The organism is Pseudomonas sp. 2995-1 (assembly GCF_002742505.1).
GTDB classification, from domain to species: Bacteria; Pseudomonadota; Gammaproteobacteria; order Pseudomonadales; family Pseudomonadaceae; genus Aquipseudomonas; species Aquipseudomonas sivasensis.
Window position 1 is genome coordinate 348,466 of the sequence record NZ_LJSA01000490.1, and the last position, 19,685, is coordinate 368,150.

General features: G+C 63.1%; 7 protein-coding genes. 4 read left to right on the forward strand and 3 right to left on the reverse strand.

Features of this window, described 5'->3' with window-relative positions:
* Positions 1 to 9: 9 nt before the first annotated feature.
* Complete coding sequence (locus AOA61_RS26240) at positions 10 to 12,921, forward strand: non-ribosomal peptide synthetase (RefSeq protein WP_099603034.1); 12,912 nt, start codon at positions 10 to 12, stop codon at positions 12,919 to 12,921.
* Between the two features lie 336 nt (positions 12,922 to 13,257).
* Here AOA61_RS26240 and dsbG read toward each other — a convergent pair whose 3' ends face one another.
* Genes dsbG through dsbD form a run of 3 tightly spaced genes read right to left on the reverse strand, consistent with a single transcriptional unit; the run spans position 13,258 to position 16,573 of the window.
* Positions 13,258 to 14,019 (reverse strand): thiol:disulfide interchange protein DsbG, encoded by a 762-nt coding sequence (dsbG, locus tag AOA61_RS26245; protein ID WP_099603035.1) that lies wholly within the window; start codon positions 14,017 to 14,019, stop codon positions 13,258 to 13,260.
* Complete coding sequence (locus AOA61_RS26250) at positions 13,995 to 14,846, reverse strand: TlpA disulfide reductase family protein (protein WP_095185451.1); 852 nt, start codon at positions 14,844 to 14,846, stop codon at positions 13,995 to 13,997. The genes dsbG and AOA61_RS26250 overlap by 25 nt, the downstream gene beginning before the upstream one ends.
* Positions 14,846 to 16,573, reverse strand: a complete 1,728-nt coding sequence (dsbD, locus tag AOA61_RS26255; protein ID WP_095185452.1) for a protein-disulfide reductase DsbD — start codon at positions 16,571 to 16,573, stop codon at positions 14,846 to 14,848. The genes AOA61_RS26250 and dsbD overlap by 1 nt, the downstream gene beginning before the upstream one ends.
* A gap of 176 nt (positions 16,574 to 16,749) precedes the next feature.
* Between dsbD and AOA61_RS26260 the strand changes: the two genes are divergently transcribed.
* From AOA61_RS26260 to AOA61_RS26270, 3 genes are all read left to right on the forward strand, one after another.
* Complete coding sequence (locus AOA61_RS26260) at positions 16,750 to 17,430, forward strand: response regulator (protein ID WP_032887975.1); 681 nt, start codon at positions 16,750 to 16,752, stop codon at positions 17,428 to 17,430.
* Positions 17,427 to 18,749: an ATP-binding protein gene (locus AOA61_RS26265; RefSeq protein WP_099603036.1), complete on the forward strand. Its 1,323-nt coding sequence runs from the start codon at positions 17,427 to 17,429 to the stop codon at positions 18,747 to 18,749. The genes AOA61_RS26260 and AOA61_RS26265 overlap by 4 nt, the downstream gene beginning before the upstream one ends.
* Positions 18,750 to 18,869: 120 nt before the next feature.
* A complete protein-coding gene (locus tag AOA61_RS26270; RefSeq protein ID WP_099603037.1) occupies positions 18,870 to 19,637 on the forward strand; it encodes an N-acetylmuramoyl-L-alanine amidase in 768 nt (255 codons plus the stop codon).
* The last annotated feature ends 48 nt before the right edge of the window (positions 19,638 to 19,685 follow it).

Consider the following 19,685-nt stretch of genomic DNA (forward strand, 5'->3'; position numbering starts at 1 on the left):
AGGAACCCCATGATGGACGCCTTCGAACTTCCCCGCACCCTGGTCCAGTCCCTTCAACGTCGCGCCGCGCAGACCCCGGACCAGGTGGCTCTGCGCTTCCTCGCCGAGTCCGCCGAGCACAGCGTTGTGCTCAGTTATCGCGACCTCGACCAGCGCGCCCGCACCATTGCCAGCGCCCTGCAGGCCAATGCCGCGCTGGGCGACCGCGCAGTGCTGTTGTTCCCCAGCGGTCCGGATTACGTCGCGGCGTTTTTTGGCTGCCTGTACGCCGGGGTGATCGCAGTGCCGGCCTACCCGCCGGAGTCCACCCGCCGTCATCACCAAGAGCGTTTGCTGTCGATCATCAGCGACGCCGAACCGCGCCTGCTGCTGACCATTGCCAGTCTTGCCGATGGCCTGGCACAGATCGAAAATGCGCCGCCGGTGTTGAGTGTCGATACCCTCGATGCGCCAGTGGCTGATGCCTGGATCGCCCCCGACCTACAGCCCGACGACATCGCGTTCCTGCAATACACCTCCGGCTCCACAGCGCTGCCCAAAGGCGTGCAAGTCAGCCACGGCAATCTGGTGGCCAACGAAGTGCTGATCCGCCGTGGCTTTGGCATCGACCTCAACCCCGACGACGTGATTGTCAGCTGGCTACCGCTGTACCACGACATGGGTCTGATCGGCGGCCTGTTGCAACCGATCTTCAGTGGCGTGCCGTGCGTGCTGATGTCGCCTGCGTACTTCCTTGGCCGGCCATTGCGCTGGCTGGAAGCGATCAGCCAATACGGCGGCACCATCAGCGGCGGCCCGGATTTCGCCTACCGGCTGTGCAGTGAACGGGTCAGTGAGTCAGCCCTGGAACGCCTGGACCTGAGCACGTGGCGCGTGGCCTATTCCGGCTCCGAGCCGATCCGGCTCGACACCCTGGACCGCTTCGCCGAGAAATTCGCCGCCTGTGGTTTTAGCTCAGACAATTTCTTTGCGTCCTACGGCCTGGCCGAGGCCACGCTGTTTGTCGCTGGCGGCACCCGGGGTCAGGGCATCCCGGCGCTGCGCGTCGACGAGACGGCGCTGGCCGCCAACCGCGCCGAACCGGGGCAGGGCAGTGCGATTATGAGTTGCGGCACCAGCCAGCCGGAACACGCGGTGCTGATCGTCGATCCCCACACCTTGAATGAGCTGCCCGACAACCGCGTCGGCGAACTCTGGGCCACCGGTCCGAGCATCGCCCACGGCTACTGGCGCAACCCCGAAGCCACAGCCAAGACCTTCGTCCAGCATGCCGGGCGGACCTGGCTGCGCACCGGCGACCTGGGCTTTATTCGCTTTGGTGAGGTGTACATCACCGGCCGCCTGAAAGACCTGTTGATCGTGCGCGGTCATAACCTCTACCCGCAAGACATCGAGCAGACTATCGAGCGCGAAGTGGAAGTGGTGCGCAAAGGCCGGGTTGCGGCGTTTGCGGTGAATGACCAGGGCCTGGAAGGCATCGGCATCGCCGCTGAAATCAGCCGCAGCGTGCAGAAAATCCTGCCGCCCGAGGCGTTGATCAAAGCCATCCGCCAAGCCGTGGCCGAAGCCTACCAAGAAGCGCCGAGTGTGGTGGTGTTGCTCAACCCCGGCGCATTGCCCAAGACCTCCAGCGGCAAGGTGCAGCGTGCGGCCTGCGCGCTGCGTCACGCCGACGGCAGCCTCGACAGCTATGCGCAGTTCCCCGATCTGCAAGGACTGGCGGGCGATGCTGCGCTGGAATCCGAACTGCAACAGCAGATCGCGGCGATCTGGTGCGAACAGTTGCAGGTCGCGACCGTTGCTGCCGACGATCACTTCTTCCTGCTCGGCGGTAACTCCATCACCGCTACCCAAGTGGTCGCACGCCTGCGTGAAACCCTCGGCCTGGAGCTGAACCTGCGCATGCTGTTCGAGGCGCCGACCCTGTCGACGTTTGCCGCCAATGTTGCGCAATTGCAGCAGGACGGCGGCGTGGCCCAAGGTGCAATTCATGCCTTGTCACGCCAGGACGAACTGCCTCAGTCCCTGGCCCAGAATCGGCTGTGGATCACCTGGCAACTGGACCCTCAGAGCAGCGCCTACACCATTCCCGGCGGCTTGCGCCTGCGTGGCGAGCTGGACGAAGACGCAGTGCGCCTGAGTTTCCAGCACCTGATCCAGCGCCACGAAGCCCTGCGCACTCGCTTCTACGAGCGCAACGACCAGGCCTTCCAGCGTGTTGAAGCCAACGTGGCGTTCGACCTGCAAGTCATCGACCTCAGCGACCTGCCCGCTGCCGAGCGCGAAACCCGCGCGCAGCAGATCCGCGAAGACGAAGCACGCACTCAATTTGATCTGGAAAAAGGCCCGCTGCTGTGGGTGACACTGGTGCGCCTGGACGACGAAGACCATCAACTGCTGGTGACGCTGCATCACATCATTGCCGATGGTTGGTCGCTCAACATCCTTATCGACGAGTTCTCGCGCCTCTATGCCGCGGCCTCCCAGGGACAATCCCTGGAACTGCCGGCCCTGGCCCTGCAATACGCCGACTACGGCAGTTGGCAACGTCAATGGCTGGCCGAAGGTGAAGGTCAGCGCCAACTGGCGTACTGGAAAAACCAACTGGGGGACGAGCACCCGACCCTGAGCCTGGCCACCGACCATCCGCGCTCCGTGCAGCACATCCGCAGTGCTTCGCGCCATAGCGTGCGTCTGAGCGTCGGCCTCAGCGAAGCGATTCGCCAGACCGCCCAGGCCAATGAGTCCACGCCATTCATGCTGTTGCTGGCGGCGTTCCAGACCTTGCTCTATCGCTACAGCGGCCAGCGCGATATCCGCATCGGCGTGCCCAATGCCAACCGCCCGCGCCAGGAAACCCAAGGCCTGATCGGCTTTTTCATCAACACCCTGGTGCTGCGCACCGAACTGGACGGGCGCCTGCCTTTCAACCAGCTATTGGCCGCCACCCGCGAGACCGCACTGGGTGCCCAAGCCCATCAGGACCTGCCCTTCGAGCAACTGCTGGAAGCCTTTCCTCAGGCCCGCGAGCAGGGCTTGTTCCAGGTGATGTTCAACCACCAGCAACGCGACCTCAGCGCGTTGCGCCGCCTGCCGGGCATGCTCGCCGATGAGCTGCCGTGGCACAGCCGCGAAGCCAAGTTCGACCTGCAACTGCATACCGAAGAAGACCGCAACGGCCGCCTGAGCCTGGCGTTCGACTACGCCGATGAAGTGTTTGAAGGCGCAACCATCCAGCGCCTCGCCGAGCACTTCATCAACCTGCTGCACGCCATCTGCGAGCAACCCCAGCAAGCCCTCGGCGACCTGCGTTTGCTGCAAACGGACGAACAGCAACCGTGGAGCCAAGCGCCGTGCGCGCCCGCCCAGCAATGGTTGCCCGAGCTGCTCAATCAGCAGACTTCGGACAACACCGCGTTGGTCTGGCAGGACGGCAGCCTGACCTTCGCCCAACTGCATGCCCAAGCCAACCGCCTGGCCCATTACCTGCGCGACAAAGGCGTGGGCCCGGACGTGTGCGTGGCTATCGCCGCCGAGCGTTCGCCGCAACTGCTGATCGGCCTGCTGGCGATCATCAAGGCCGGTGGCGCCTACGTGCCGCTGGACCCGGATTACCCCGCCGAGCGCCTGGCCTACATGCTCAAGGACAGTGGCGTGCAACTGCTGCTGACCCAGACCGCAGTGTTGGAAAAACTGCCGAGCGCTGACGGCGTGTGTGTCATCGCCATGGACAGCCTGCATCTGGAAAGCTGGCCGAACCAGGCGCCTGGCCTGCACCTGCACGGCGACAACCTCGCCTACGTGATCTACACCTCCGGTTCCACCGGCCAGCCCAAAGGCGTGGGCAACACCCATGGGGCCCTGGCCGAGCGCTTGCAGTGGATGCAGGCCACTTACCAACTGAACGACACCGACGTGCTGATGCAAAAGGCACCGATCAGTTTCGACGTGTCGGTGTGGGAATGCTTCTGGCCGTTAATCACCGGCTGCCGCCTGGTGCTGGCCGGCCCTGGCGAACATCGCGACCCGCACCGCATCGCGCAGTTGGTGCAGGAACATGGCGTGACCACCCTGCACTTTGTGCCGCCGCTGTTGCAGCTGTTCATCGACGAGCCGCTGGTACCCGAATGCACCAGCCTGCGTCGCCTGTTCTCCGGCGGTGAGGCGTTACCAGCCGAACTGCGCAACCGCGTCTTGGCTCAGTTGCCGGCGGTGCAGTTGCACAACCGCTATGGCCCGACCGAGACCACGATCAACGTCACCCACTGGCACTGCACCGCTGAAGATGGCGAGCGCTCGCCGATTGGCCGACCGCTGGGCAATGTGATCTGCCGCGTATTGGACGATCACCTCAACCTGTTGCCGGCCGGTGTGCCGGGCGAACTGTGCATCGGTGGCATCGGCCTGGCGCGGGGGTATCTGGGGCGTGCCGGTTTGACCGCCGAACGGTTTATCGCCGACCCGCTGGGCGAGGCGGGTGCGCGCCTGTATCGCACTGGCGACCGTGTGCGCTGGAATGCTGACAGCGTGCTCGAATACCTGGGGCGTCTCGATCAGCAGGTCAAGCTGCGCGGCTTCCGCGTGGAGCCTGAAGAAATCGAAGCGCGCCTGCTGGCGCTGGACGGTATCGCCCAGGCCGTTGTGCTGGTGCGCAATGCCACACTGATCGGCTACTACACCGCAAGCAGAGCGCTGGACGAACAGGACGTGAAAGCCGCCCTGGCCGCCGAGCTGCCCGAGTACATGGTGCCTGCGCAACTGATGCGCCTGGACGCCATGCCCCTGAGCCCCAGCGGTAAGCTGGACCGCCGCGCATTGCCGGAGCCGGTGTGGCAAACCCGCGAACACATTGAACCCGAAACCCCGTTGCAACAGCAGATCGCCGCAATCTGGCGCGAAGTGCTCGGCCTGCCGCAAATCGGCCTGCGCGATGACTTCTTCGCCCTCGGCGGCCACTCATTGCTGGCCACGCAAATCATCTCCCGCACCCGCCAGGCCTGTGACGTTGAGCTGCCGCTGCGTACCTTGTTTGAAGCCAGTGAACTGGGCGCGTTTGCCGAGCAAGTCGGCCTGATCCAGGCCTCGGGCCAGCGCAACCAGCAAACCGCGATTGCCAAAGTTGACCGCAGCCAACCGGTGCCGCTGTCCTATTCCCAGCAGCGCATGTGGTTCCTCTGGCAGATGGAGCCGGACAGCCCGGCCTACAACGTCGGTGGCATGGCGCGACTGCGGGGCGTGCTGGATGTGGGGCGTTTCGAGGCGGCGTTGCAGGCCTTGATCATGCGCCACGAAACCCTGCGCACCACGTTCCCCAGTGTCGACGGCGTGGCCTATCAAAAGGTCTCGCCGCAGACCGGCGTGCGCATGGACTGGCAGGATATTTCGGCGCTGAATGAAACCGAGCGCGAGCAGCGCTTGCAGCAGTTGGCTGATCACGAGGCCCATACGCCGTTCAACCTGGAAACCGGCCCGTTGCTGCGCGCGTGCCTGGTCAAGGCCGGCGAGCAGGAACACTACTTGGTGCTGACCCTGCACCACATCGTCACTGAAGGCTGGGCCATGGACATCTTTGCCCGTGAACTCAGCGCGCTGTACGAAGCCTTTATCGACGAGCGTCTGTCGCCACTGTCGCCGTTGTCGGTGCAATACCTCGACTACAGCGTGTGGCAGCGTCAGTGGCTGGAGTCCGGCGAGCGTCAACGCCAGTTGGATTACTGGACCGCGCAACTGGGCACCGAACACCCCTTGCTGGAACTGCCCGGCGACCGCCCACGACCACCGGTACAAAGCCACCAGGGCGAGCTGTACCGCTTCGATCTGAGCGACGCGTTGGCTGCCCGCGTGCGTGCCTTCAATGCCGAACGCGGCCTCACGCTGTTCATGACCATGACCGCGACCCTGGCCGTGTTGCTCTACCGCTACAGCGGCCAGACCGACCTGCGCATCGGCGCCCCCGTGGCCAACCGTATTCGCCCGGAAAGCGAAGGGCTGATCGGCGCATTCCTCAATACCCAGGTGCTGCGTTGCCAGCTCAATGGTCAGATGAATGTCGGCGAGTTGTTCGAGCAAGTACGCCACACCGTGATCGAGGGCCAATCCCACCAGGACCTGCCGTTCGACCATCTGGTAGAAGCCCTGCAACCTCCGCGCAGCGCCGCGTACAACCCGTTGTTCCAGGTGATGTGCAACGTGCAGCGCTGGGAATTCCAGCAGAGCCGTCAACTGGCCGGCATGACCGTCGAATACCTGGCCAACGATGCTCGCGCGACCAAGTTCGACCTCAACCTGGAAGTGACCGACCTCGACCATCGCCTGGGTTGCTGCCTGACTTACAGCACTGATCTGTTTGACGAACCGCGCATTGCGCGCATGGCTGAACATTGGCGCAACCTGCTGGAAGCGTTGATTGCAGACCCCGATCAACGCCTCAGCGAACTGCCGCTGCTGACCGCCACCGAACAACGCGCATTGCAGGACAGCCTGGGCGTCGAGGCCGGTTTGCATCGTCTCGACCAGTGCATTCATCAGCTGTTCAGCCAGCAGGCGCAAATGCGTGCGCAGGCTCCGGCGCTGACCTTTGCCGGCGTAACCCTCACTTACGCGGAACTCAATGCACGCGCCAATCGCCTGGCCTGGATGCTGCGCGAACGCGGCGTCGGCCCGCAGGTGCGAGTCGGCTTGGCGCTGCCACGCTCCCTGGAAATGGTCATTGGCCTGCTGGCGATCCTTAAGGCCGGCGGCGCCTATGTACCGCTGGACCCGGAATACCCGCTGGACCGCCTCCACTACATGATCGAAGACAGCGGCATCGGCCTGTTGCTCAGCGACGCGGCGATGTTCGAAGCCCTGGGTGAACTGCCGGCCTCGGTGGCGTGCTGGTGCCTGGAAGACGACTCGCCAGTGCTGGTGAATTACCCGGCCGATGAGCTGCCATTTATCAGCCTGCCACAACACCAGGCGTACCTGATCTACACCTCCGGCTCCACCGGCAAACCGAAAGGCGTGGTGGTGTCCCACGGCGAAATCGCCATGCATTGCCAGGCTGTGATCGAGCGTTTCGGCATGCGCCCGGACGACTGCGAGCTGCATTTCTATTCGATCAACTTCGACGCCGCCACCGAGCGTTTGCTGGTGCCGTTGCTCAGTGGCGCGCAGGTGGTTTTGCGGGCCCAAGGCCAATGGGATGCGGAGGAAATCTGTGGGCTGATCCGCACCCATCGCATCAATATCCTCGGCTTCACCCCAAGCTATGGCAGCCAGTTGGCGCAGTGGCTGGCGACTCAACACCAGACCCTGCCCGTGCGCATGTGCATCACCGGCGGTGAAGCCCTGACCGGCGAACACCTGCAGCGCATTCGCGCAGCCTTCCAGCCAGAGGTGTTCTTCAACGCCTATGGCCCGACTGAAACCGTAGTGATGCCTTTGGCCAGCCTGGCGCCGGAGCACTTGGAGGAGGGCGCCGGCAGCGTGCCGATCGGCCGCATTATCGGCGACCGTGTGGCCTACATTCTCGACGCCGACCTGGCCTTGGTGCCCCAAGGCGCGACCGGCGAGTTGTATGTCGGCGGCGCGGGCCTGGCCCAGGGTTACCACGAGCGCCCGGGCATGACGGCGGAGCGTTTTGTCGCCGATCCGTTTGCCGCCAATGGTGGCCGCCTGTATCGCACCGGCGACCTGGTGCGCCAACGCGCCGATGGTCTGGTGGAGTACCTGGGGCGTATCGACCATCAAGTGAAAATCCGTGGTTTCCGCATCGAGCTGGGCGAGATCGAAACCCGCCTGCTGGAGCACGAAGCTGTGCGCGAAGCGGTGGTGCTGGCGCTGGATTCGCCAAGCGGCAAACAGCTCGTGGCGTACCTGGTCAGCGACGCAGAGCACGGCCCATTGCGCGAGGCGCTGAAGGCGCATCTCAAGGCGCAACTGCCGGACTACATGGTGCCCGCGCACCTGATCGTGCTCGACAGCATGCCGTTGACCGCCAACGGCAAGCTCGACCGCCGTGCCTTGCCGCAACCGGACCCCGAGGCCAATCGCCAACAGTACGTAGCCCCGCGCAACGAACTGGAAAGCACCTTGGCCGCGATCTGGTGCGCGGTGTTGAACGTGCAGCAAGTCGGCCTGGACGATAATTTCTTTGAACTGGGCGGCGACTCCATCCTGTCGATCCAGGTGGTCAGCCGTGCGCGGCAGGCAGGAATTCATTTCAGCCCCCGCGACCTGTTCCAGCACCAGACGGTGCAAACCCTGGCCGCTGTGGCCACGCGCTCCGAGCAGGTCACGGCGGAGCAGGGCGTACTCACTGGCAGCTCGGGCCTCACGCCGATCCAGCATTGGTTCTTTGACACCGACATTCCGGCGCGTCAGCACTGGAACCAGGCGTTGGTCCTCAAGCCGCTGCAATTGCTCGAACCCCATCGCCTGGAGCAAGCGCTGCTGGCGGTGCTGGAGCACCACGACGCCTTGCGCCTGAGCTTCACGCGGCGCAATGCGCAATGGCATGCCGAACATTTGACCGTGCCCCAGGGCGGCGTGCTGATGCAGGCGCAAGTGCGCGATATGGCCCAGTGCACCGCTTTGTTCACCGACACCCAACGCAGCCTCGACCTTGAACACGGCCCGCTGCTGCGCGCCTTGCTGGTGGATGGCCCCGAAGGCCAGCAACGCCTGCTGATCGCGATTCATCACCTAGTGGTGGACGGCGTGTCGTGGCGTGTGTTGCTCGAAGACCTGCAGAATGTGTATCGCCAACTGAGCGAGGGCGAGTCCGTCAGCCTGCCGGCCAAGACCAGCGCCTTGCGTGACTGGGCCGCGCGCTTGCAGGCTTATGCCAGCAGCGAATCCCTGCGTGAAGAATTGAGCGTGTGGCAGGACCACTTGGCGGGCCCGACGGTGGCGTTGCCGGTGGACCGTGCACAGGGCACGTTGCGCAATCGCGATGCCGACACGGTCAGCGTGCGCCTGGATGCCGAACACACCCGTCAGTTGCTGCAACAAGCCCCAAGCGCATACCGCACCCAGGTCAATGACCTGTTGCTGACCGCCTTGGCCCGCGTGTTGTGCCGCTGGAGCGGGCATGACTCGGCGCTGATCCAACTGGAAGGCCATGGCCGCGAAACCCTGTTCGATGAGATCGACCTGACCCGCAGTGTCGGCTGGTTCACCAGTGCCTATCCACTGCGCCTGACGCCCGTGCAAATCGAAGAAGCGGCCGGGCAGGGCGCCTCGATCAAGGCGATCAAGGAGCAACTGCGGGCGGTACCCCACAAAGGGTTGGGCTATGGCGTGCTGCGCTACCTGGCGGACGACCTGTGCAAGCAGGCCATGGCCGCGCTGCCAACCGCCGACATCACCTTCAACTACCTCGGCCAGTTCGATCAGAGCTTCGGCAGCGAGGCGCTGTTCCACCCGCTGGATGAGTCGGCGGGCCTGGCCCATGACCCGGATGCGCCGCTGCCCAACGCCCTGAGCGTCGACAGCCAGGTGTATGGCGGTGAGCTGGTGCTGCGCTGGACCTTCAGCCGTGAGCGCCACGATGCAAACACCATCCGCGAGTTGGCCGAGGCCTACGTCGCCGAGCTGTACAGCTTGATCGCCCATTGCCTCAAGGATGATGCCGGTGGCCTCACGCCGTCCGACTTCCCCCTGGCGAAATTGACCCAGCCGCAACTCGACAGCTTGCCGGTCCCGGCCAGTGTCATCGAAGACGTGTACCCGCTGACTCCGATGCAAGAGGGCCTGTTGCTTCACACTTTGCTGGAGCCGGGCACCGGTCTGTACTACATGCAGGACCGCTACCGCATCAACAGTGCCCTGGACCCTGAGCGTTTCGCCCAGGCCTGGCAAGCGGTGATCGCCCGTCATGAAGCCTTGCGTGCCTCGTTCTGCTGGAACGTTGGCGAAGACATGCTGCAAGTGATCCACAAACCCGGCAGCACGCCGATTGAATACCTGGACTGGAGCAACGATCCCGAGGCTGAGCAAGAGCCGCGTCTGCAAGCGCTGCTCAAGGCCGAGCGTGAAGCCGGCTTCGATCTGCTCAACCAGGCGCCGTTCCACCTGCGTCTGATCCGCGTCGGCGAAGCACGCTACTGGTTCATGATGAGCAACCACCACATCCTTATCGATGCGTGGTGCCGTTCGCTGCTGATGAATGACTTTTTCGAGATCTACATGGCCCTAGGCGAAGGCCACGACGCGCAGTTGGCCGCGGCGCCGCGTTATCGCGACTACATCGCCTGGCTGCAACGTCAGAACCTGAATGAGGCGCGCCAGTGGTGGCAACAGAACCTGCAAGGCTTTGAGCGCACCACGCCGATCCCGAGCGACCGCCCTTTCCTGCGCGAACATGCGGGCCACAGCGGCGGCATGGTGGTGGGCGACTGCTACACCCGTCTTGATGCCCGCGATGGCACGCAACTGCGTGAACTGGCACAGGCCCACCAACTCACCGTCAACACCTTTGCCCAGGCGGCATGGGCCCTGGTGCTGCGCCGCTTGAGCGGCGATCGCGACGTGTTGTTCGGCGTCACCGTGGCCGGGCGTCCGGTGGAAATGCCGGAGATGCAACGCACCGTCGGCCTGTTTATCAACAGCATCGCGCTGCGGGTAAAGCTGCCGGAAGACGGTCAACGTTGCAGCGTGCGTCAGTGGTTGAGCGGCTTGCTCGACAGCAACATGCAATTGCGCGAGTACGAATACCTGCCATTGGTGACCATCCAGGAACACAGCGAATTGCCTAAAGGCCAACCGCTGTTCGACAGCCTTTTCGTGTTCGAAAACGCCCCGGTGGAAACCTCGGTGCTGGACCGTGCACAAAGCTTGAATGCCACCTCGGATTCCGGCCGCACCCACACTAACTTCCCGCTGACCGCCGTGTGCTACCCCGGCGATGACCTGGGCTTGCACCTGTCTTACGACCAGCGTTACTTCGACGAAACCACCGTGCAAAACATGCTCGGCGAGTTCAAGCGCCTGCTGTTGGCGCTGGTGCAGGGGTTCCATGGCGACATGGCCGACCTGCCGTTGATTGGCGAACAGGAGCGTGAATTCCTGGTTGAAGGCTGCAACCAGAGCGCACACGCCTATCCGCTGGACCGAAGCTATATCGAGCTGTTCGAAGCGCAAGTGAGCGAGCATCCGCAGCGGATCGCCGCCAGTTACCTGGAACAGCAGTGGACCTATGACGAACTCAACCGCCGCAGCAACGGCTTGGGCCATGCATTGATCGCGGCGGGTGTCGGCCTGGATCAACCGGTGGCCTTGCTGGCCGAGCGTAACCTCGACCTGCTGGGCATGATCATCGGCAGCTTCAAGGCCGGTGCGGGTTACCTGCCGCTGGACCCGGGCCTGCCAAGCCAGCGCTTGAGCCGCATCATCGACATGAGCCGTACGCCGTTGCTGGTGTGCACCGAGGCTTGCCGCGAGCAGGCCATTGAGTTGCTCGACGGTTTTGACTGCCAGTTGCTGGTGTGGGAAGAAGTGCCGGCTCGTGGTGAGAACCCAGGCATCTACAGTGGCCCGGACAACCTCGCCTATGTGATCTACACCTCGGGCTCCACGGGCTTGCCCAAAGGCGTGATGGTCGAGCAGCGCGGCATGCTCAATAACCAACTGAGCAAACTGCCGTACCTGGACATGAGCGCGGCGGACGTGATCGCGCAAACCGCGTCGCAAAGTTTCGACATTTCCGTGTGGCAATTCCTCGCCGCGCCGCTGTTCGGCGCGCGGGTGGACATCGTGCCGAACACCATCGCCCACGATCCCCAAGGTTTGCTGGCTCACGTTGAGGCACAAGGCATTACCGTGCTGGAGAGCGTACCGTCGCTGATCCAGGGCATGCTGGCCCAGGACCGCATCAGCCTCGACGGCCTGCGCTGGATGCTGCCCACCGGTGAGGCGATGCCGCCGGAACTGGCGCACCAATGGTTGCTGCGTTACCCGCAGATCGGTTTGGTGAACGCTTATGGCCCTGCGGAATGCTCCGATGACGTGGCGTTCTTCCGCGTTGATTTGGCATCGACCCGTGGCACCTATCTGCCGATCGGCACGCCGACTGACAACAACCGCCTGTACCTGCTGGATGGCGCGCTGGAGTTGGTGCCCCAAGGGGCTGTCGGCGAGTTATGTGTAGCCGGCACGGGGGTGGGGCGTGGCTATGTCAGCGATCCGTTGCGCACCGCTCAAGTGTTTGTGCCGAACCCGTTCGGCGCACCGGGCGAGCGCCTGTATCGCACCGGCGACCTGGCGCGTCGGCGCAGCGATGGTGTCTTGGAGTACGTCGGACGTATCGACCATCAGGTGAAGATTCGCGGCTACCGAATCGAACTGGGTGAAATCGAAGCGCGCCTGCACGAGCAACCGCAAGTTCGCGATGCAGCGGTGGGTGTGCAGGAAGGCGTCAACGGCAAGCATCTGGTGGGTTATCTGGTGGCCGCTGATGAAACCCTCAACCCAAGCGAGCGCCTGGACCGCATCAAGCAACACCTGCGCGCCGAGCTGCCGGAATACATGGTTCCGCTGCACTGGCTATGGCTCGACCGCCTGCCGCTCAACGCCAACGGCAAACTCGACCGCAAGGCCTTGCCGGAACTGGAAATCGGCCAGTTGCACAGCCAGGATTACCTGGCACCGCGCAACGAACTGGAAACCACCTTGGCCGCGATCTGGGCCGAGGTGCTCAAGGTCGAGCGCGTGGGCGTAGAAGACAACTTCTTCGAACTGGGCGGGCACTCGTTGCTGGCCACGCAGATTGCCTCACGGGTGCAGAAGACCTTGCAGCGCGATGTGCCACTGCGGGCGATGTTCGAGTGCAGCACGGTGTCGCAATTGGCCGAGTACATCGAGGGATTAGCGGCCAATGAGATCAGCGCGGAGAAGGTGGATCGGTTGAGTGATTTGATGGCGGAGTTGGAGGGGCTTTAATCTTCGCTGGGTTTGAGGGCCTCATCGGTATCTACACAACTTTCAGTGGTCTGTGCCCCAACACTTGGCACCTCGCTTAGGCTCGGTGTGCCCGAACGAAGGCTCTGGAGCCGACCGGAGTTGGGTCTGGTGTACTGGGTTAAAAATGTGGGAGGGGGCTTGCCCCCGATGAAGGAGTGTCAGTTGATGCATCTTTGGCTGACCCACTGCTATCGGGGGCAAGCCCCCTCCCACACTTGAATGTATTCACCAATAGAAATGTGTGAACCCAAACCACTGTGGGAGGGACGGTGCGACGATTCGACTTGCCCCCGATGGCGTCAAACCAGGCGCCGCTTACTTCGGTCCCATAATCTTCACCAACTTATCCGGGGACGGCGCGCCCTGCTGTTGCTGCAGCCCACCCTTGTCATCCAGGTAGAAAATCGCCGGGGTGGCAGACAGTTCCAGTTCATCCATCAACTTCATATTGGCATCGAGCTTGGCTTCGATATCGGCCGGGATTGTCGGCAGTGCCTGCAATTTGCTGCTCTTGCCGGCGGCTTCGTGTTCTTCCAGGGCTTTTTGCGGGTCTTTGGCGGCGAACAGGGCGGCCGATTTCGCGGCGCTGTCTTCGCGGATGATGCCGACCATGATGTGGCGCAACTGCACCTTGCCGGCTTTGACCCACGGCCGGGCCTGTTCCCAGAACATGTTGCAGTACGGGCAGTTGGGGTCGCTGAAGAGGTAGACGATACGCGGTGCGTTTTTGTCGCCGTCCTGGATCCAGCTGCTTTTTTCCATCTTGGCCCAGACTTCCTTGGCCATCGGCGCGTACACCAGTTTTTCCAGCGGCGCGGTGCTCAGGTCATCGCCCTGGGCGTCGTACAGGTTGCCGGCGATCACGTGTTTGCCGTCGGCGGTCAGGTACAGCGCCATGCCGCGATTCTGGTATTGCGCGGCATAGCCGGTGAGGCCGCTGGGGGCGTCGAACTTGCCGATGATCTTGGCGCCCTTGGCTTCGATCTGTTTGATCGGTGCCGGCCAGTCATCGGCGTGGGCCAGGGTGGCTGCCAGCGTTAGTGGTAAGAGGCTCAACAGGTGGCGGAGGCTTCGCATGTCGGTTTCCTTGTGGCAGCAGGGGCGGTGTCGAAGGGTTCCATGGCACGGGCCAGGCTGGCCTGGGACAACTCGCCCAAGTGGCTGTTGATGAGGCGTCCATCAGCTTGGTAGAACAAGGTGGTCGGCAGGGCCATGGAGCCCACGGCCTGGCCGAGGCGACCGCTGGCGTCAAACAGCACGTTGTCCAGGTTCAGGCCTTGAGTGGCCAGGTAGGTGCTGACGCTTTGCATGCTTTCGGCCTGGTTGACGAACAGGAAGGTCACGTCAGGGCGCATGCGCTGGGCGCTTTCCAGCACCGGCATTTCGCGGCGGCATGGCGGGCACCAGGTGGCCCACAGGTTGATGACCAGCGGTCCGCCCTGGTAGTCCGCCAGTTGCACCACTTCGCCATTGGCGTTGCGCAAGGTGATGTCCGGCAGGCGTGTGCCTTTTTCATACACGCTCAAGGACAGGCTGGTCATGCCCCAGAACAGCAGACCGGTGATGACCCCGGCGCTCAACGGCTTGCGCAGCGCCGGGCGCCGCCAGCCGTAGAGCACAGCGCCGATGAGCAGGGCGATGATGCCTGGCCAGGCGAGAAAGCCGCCGTCGCGCAGGTCGACCATCTGCAGCCAGTCGCTGCTGTAGTAACTCCAGTACATCAGCACAAAGCTGACGCGGGCCGCGAGCATGCCCAGCAGAAACAGGCTGAACAGCACTGACTCCGGGTTTTCACCACCACGCTTGGCCACGCGCCAGCCCACCAGGGTGGCGAGAATCAACGCGCTGATCAGCAGGATGTGATTCAGCGCGATGGCGAAGGTGCCGATGGTCAGGGTCAGCATCAGAGGGCGTCCCGGGTTTGCGTCCAGCGTTGCAGGAAGGCATCGGCATTCACTTCGCCGGTGATGCGTTGTGCGCGGCGTTCTTCACCGTCGGGGCCGATCCAGACAAAGCTCGGTGGCCCCGGCACCTTGTAGCGGCCCAGCAGTTCGCGGCTGGCGGCATTGTCGGCGGTGACGTCTAGGCGCAGCAGGCGCACGTCTTTCAGGGCGTCGAGAACGGCGGGTTTGCCGAACACCTGTTTTTCCATGATCTTGCACGACACGCACCAGTCGGCGTAGTAATCCACCAGCACCCATTGGCCCTGGGCCTTGGCGCTGTCGAGTTGGTTTTGCAGCACGGCGGGGTCATTGATGGTCATGAAGGCGTCATGGGCGGAGGGCGCCCCGGCGACCTTCGCGCCGCTGTACACCTTCAGCGGTTGCCACAGGTCGTCGCTGCCACCGGCCGCACCCACCACCAGCACCGCGCCCCACAGGCCCAGCACCAGGGAGCCGGCGCCGAATACCTTGGCCGCCAGGCCGTACTCGCGGGCGAGGGTCCAACCGCAGTAGGCCATCACCAGGGCCAATGCACCCCACAGGCCGACCCACAGGCTTTCGCCAACTACCGGACGAATCATTAGCACGGCGGTGCCCAGGAACAGGAAGCCGAAGATGCCCTTGAGCACGTTCATCCAAGTGCCCGGCTTGGGCAGGAAGCGGTTGCCGACGGTCACCAGCAGCAACAACGGGATGCCGATGCCGATGCCCATGGCGAACAGGATCAAGCCACCGTGCAGCGCGTTGCCGCTTTGGGCGATATACAGCAGGGCGCCAGCCAGGGGCGCGGTCATGCACGGACCGACCAGCAGGCCGGACAGCGCGCCAAGCACACCGGCACCGATCAGGCTGCCACCGCTTTGCTGGCGGCTGACGTTGTCCAGTCGGTCGCGCAGGAAGGCGGGCAGTTGCAGTTCAAAGAAGCCGAACATCGGCAGGGCGAGCAGCACAAACAGAGCGGCGAAACTGCCCAATATCCAGGGCGTTTGCAGCAGGGCGGCGAGGTTGGCGCCGAGCAACGCAGCCAGTACACCCAGCGCTGCATACACCAGCGCCATGCACACTACGTAGCTGCTGGCCAAGGCAAAACCACGGCGAGGGCTGGCGCCGCTGCCCACCACCAGGCCGGCGAGGATCGGCAGCATCGGCAACGAACACGGTGCAAACGCCAACAACAGGCCCAGGCCGAAGAACACCAGCAGGCTCCAACCCAGGCTGCGCTGTTGCAGGCCGCTGGCCAGGCTCTGGTCCTGGGCTTGAGCGGTGGCCGCTACGGCAGGATTGCCACCCAGGTCCACGGTGATCGACTGCGGTGGGTAGCACAGGCCAGCATCGGCGCAGCCCTGCCAGCCCAGCTTGATCTGGCCGGTGGCGCCAGCAGGGAGCTTCACTTCCAGGCCCTGGCGGTACACTTCCTGCTCGCCGAAGAACTCATCGCTATGGGCTTCACCTTGCGGCAGTGCCGGCTGTGCGGTCAGGCCCTCGAACTTCATGCGCTGCTTGTACAGGTAATAACCGTCGGCAATCTGCCAATACAGCTGGGTCTCGCCACTTTCAAGACGTTCGGAGGTAAAGGTGAAAGCTTTGCCCACCGGGAGGAAATCGGGTTTGGTCTCAAACGGGTTGCCCGGCGCGGCTTGGGCCAACCCGGCGAACAACACCAGCAGAAAGGTAAAAAGATGCCGCATGGTCAAGCCTTAGTCCGATACAAGTGAGGCACACAATGTGTGGCGTTGATTAACCGATGATTAACCGGCGCTATTCTAAAGTGTAGGGATTATCTGAGCTTGCCTCTTTTCACGGCATAATCTGCGCTTAATCCGCTGCACCTTTAATCTCCCCCATCTTTTATGAAGGGTTCACCATGCACGTACTGGTCTGTGAAGACGACGAACTGATCGCCAGCGGCATCGTGGCCGGCCTCACCGCCCAGGGTTTTACCGTCGAGCGCGTGGCTACGGCTGCGGCTGCTCGGGCGATGCTCAAAGCGGCGACTTTCGACATCATGGTGCTCGACCTCGGCCTGCCCGACGAAGACGGCCTCAAGCTGTTGCAGCAACTGCGCAGCCAGGGCCTGGAGATTCCGGTGCTGATCCTCACCGCGCGGGACTCGGTGACCAACCGCGTCGACGGCCTGCAAGCCGGCGCCGATGACTACCTGCTCAAACCCTTCGACTTGCGCGAATTAGCTGCCCGCCTGCAAACCCTGCTGCGCCGGATGGCAGGGCGCAGCGTCAACTTGATCGAACACGGCCGGTTGACCTATGACCCCAGCAGCCGTGAAACCCTGTTGGGTGGCCAGCCGGTGGATTTGTCCCGGCGTGAACAGGCGCTGTTGCAGGCCCTGCTGCACAACAAGGGCCGTGTGCTGTCCAGTGAGCAGCTTAAGGACAGCGTCTACGGCTTTAACGATGAGCTGGAAAGCAACGCACTCAACGTGCATATCCACCACCTGCGGCGCAAATTGGGCAATGGCATTGTCGAGACCGTGCGTGGTCTGGGCTATCGCCTGGGCCCGGCGGATGATGGAGAGAACGTTTCGTGAAGAGCCTGCGCCTGCGCCTGACGTTCAAGCTCGGCGCCGCATTCGTGTTGATCTGGGCCCTGGCAGCGGCCTGGATGCTCAACGACCTGCGCAACCAGATGATGTTCTCTCTCGACCAGCGCCTGGTAGCGTCGGCGCGCATGGTGGCGGGGCTGACCGAGCAGATGCCGGGCCTGGCCAGTGTCAGCGGCGGCGCGCATTTCAGTGCCGAGCAACTGCATGTGCCGGGCGGCATGGCCTGCCAGGTCAGCTCCTTGCGCGGGGAAATCCTCGCGCGCAGCCACACCACGCCGGATCAGGGCCTGGAGTCCCAACGCAGCGGTTTTCGCGACCAAGAGATCGACGGCGTGGGATGGCGCAGCTTTACCCTGTCCCGTGGCGATCTGCTGATCACCACCGCCGACCGCCAGGTGGAGCGCGAGGCGTTGAATATGTCGATCCTGCTGGCGGCATCGGTGCCGGTGGGCGTGGCCATGCTCGGTTGCCTGTGCCTGCTGTGGTTGGGCATTGGCCAGAGCCTGCTGCCGCTCAACCGTATGCGCGATGCGCTGATGCGGCGCAGTGCGGACTCTCTTGAACCCCTTCAGATCCACCCGCTGCCCAGCGAACTCAAACCGCTGCTCGACACCCAGAACCAACTGTTGCAGCGTATCGCCAAGACCATTGAGCGCGAACGTCGCCTCACTGGCGACGCGGCCCACGAACTGCGCAGCCCGCTGACGGCGATCAAGACCCACCTGCAAGTGGCGCGCATGACCGAAGGTGCGGCCCGCGACCAGTCCCTGGCCCACGCTGAGGAGGGCGCCGACCGCCTGCATCGCACCCTGGAACAATTGCTGTTGCTGGCGCGAGTGGAAGGCAGCCTGTCGTTTGACGATGGCGTGCAGTCCAGTGCCGAAGACGTCGCACGGCTGGCGATCCAGGATGCCAATGCTGGCGATAACTCACGCATCGACCTGATCCTGCCGGACAACCTTTCCAACGCTCCAGTGGAAATGCCCGTTGGCCTGGCGGTTGCGGCCCTGCGCAACCTGCTGGACAACGCCTTGCGCCACACCCCGGCGGACACTCGCGTGGAACTCAGTCTATTCACCCAGGCAGGCAACGTGGTGTTTCGCGTGCGTGACCACGGCAAGCAGATTTCCAGCGAAGACCTGCAGTACTTGACCCAACGCTTCTGGCGTAATGGCAACAGCGAAGGCTGCGGCCTGGGCTTGGCAATCGTGCAAGCGATTGTGCAGCGCTGTTCCTGCTCGTTGACGTTCGACAGCCAGGCGGATGGCCTGCGCGTCGAGCTGGGTATGCCGTTGCGGCGCTGATCTTTTTTCATCTGCCAAATAGTTACCGCCCTCTTGAAGTTCAGCGCTTCAGGATGGCGGTAATTTTTTTGCACTTGAGCGGGCCGAAGGACTCGGCCTGTACTGAAAAGGACAGTTCTTATGTTAGTCATCGATACCACTTTTCCTGCCAAAGGCTTCAATGAACGCAACGGTGAAACCGTGCGGCAGTTGATCCTGCATTACACCGCAGCTCCCTTCACATCCTCCTTGCAGACGCTGACGCAGGAGGGGGTCAGCGCTCACTATCTTTTGCCCGACCCGGATGAGCCTGGCTACCGCGCTGCCGGGTATGACGAACTGCGCGCGTTTCGCCTGGTGGATGAAACCAAGTCTGCGTGGCATGCCGGTGCGAGCCAATGGGCAGGGCGGGATAACCTCAATAGCCGCTCCATTGGCATCGAGATCGTCAACCTGGCACGGGACGATGCGGGTGTCTTTACCTTTCCTGAGTACTCGCACGAACAGATTGAAGTGTTGAGTGCATTGGTGCGCGACATCCTCGGACGCTACCCGCAGATCGGCCCGACCGACATTCTCGGGCATTCGGACGTGGCCTATTGGCGCAAGAGTGATCCAGGGCCTCGACTGCCTTGGCGGTGCTTGTACGACGCCGGTGTAGGTGCCTGGTTCGATGAGGCGGCGCGGACGATGTATCAACGCCGATTTTGTGTAGGGCTGCCGCCGGAAGTGGAAGTGGAGCGTGCGTTTCAGCGATATGGGTATAAACCGGCGCAGAATCGACAGGCGTTTGAGCAGCGCACGCGGGCGTTTCAGATGCACTTTCGGCCGGGGGATTATCGTGGCGTATTGGATGCCGAGACGTGCGCGATCCTGTATGCCTTGAATGAGAAATATCGAGGACTTTGACGCAAAGCACCGTTCAACGGCATCAGTTAACGATCACCAGCCCTAAAT

Coding starts and splice junctions, on each gene's coding strand:
- AOA61_RS26240 (WP_099603034.1), top strand. CDS start 10: ATGATGGACGCCTTCGAACTTCCCCGCACCCTGGTCCAGTCCCTTCAA.
- dsbG (WP_099603035.1), bottom strand. CDS start 14,019: ATGCGAAGCCTCCGCCACCTGTTGAGCCTCTTACCACTAACGCTGGCA.
- AOA61_RS26250 (WP_095185451.1), bottom strand. CDS start 14,846: ATGCTGACCCTGACCATCGGCACCTTCGCCATCGCGCTGAATCACATC.
- dsbD (WP_095185452.1), bottom strand. CDS start 16,573: ATGCGGCATCTTTTTACCTTTCTGCTGGTGTTGTTCGCCGGGTTGGCC.
- AOA61_RS26260 (WP_032887975.1), top strand. CDS start 16,750: ATGCACGTACTGGTCTGTGAAGACGACGAACTGATCGCCAGCGGCATC.
- AOA61_RS26270 (WP_099603037.1), top strand. CDS start 18,870: ATGTTAGTCATCGATACCACTTTTCCTGCCAAAGGCTTCAATGAACGC.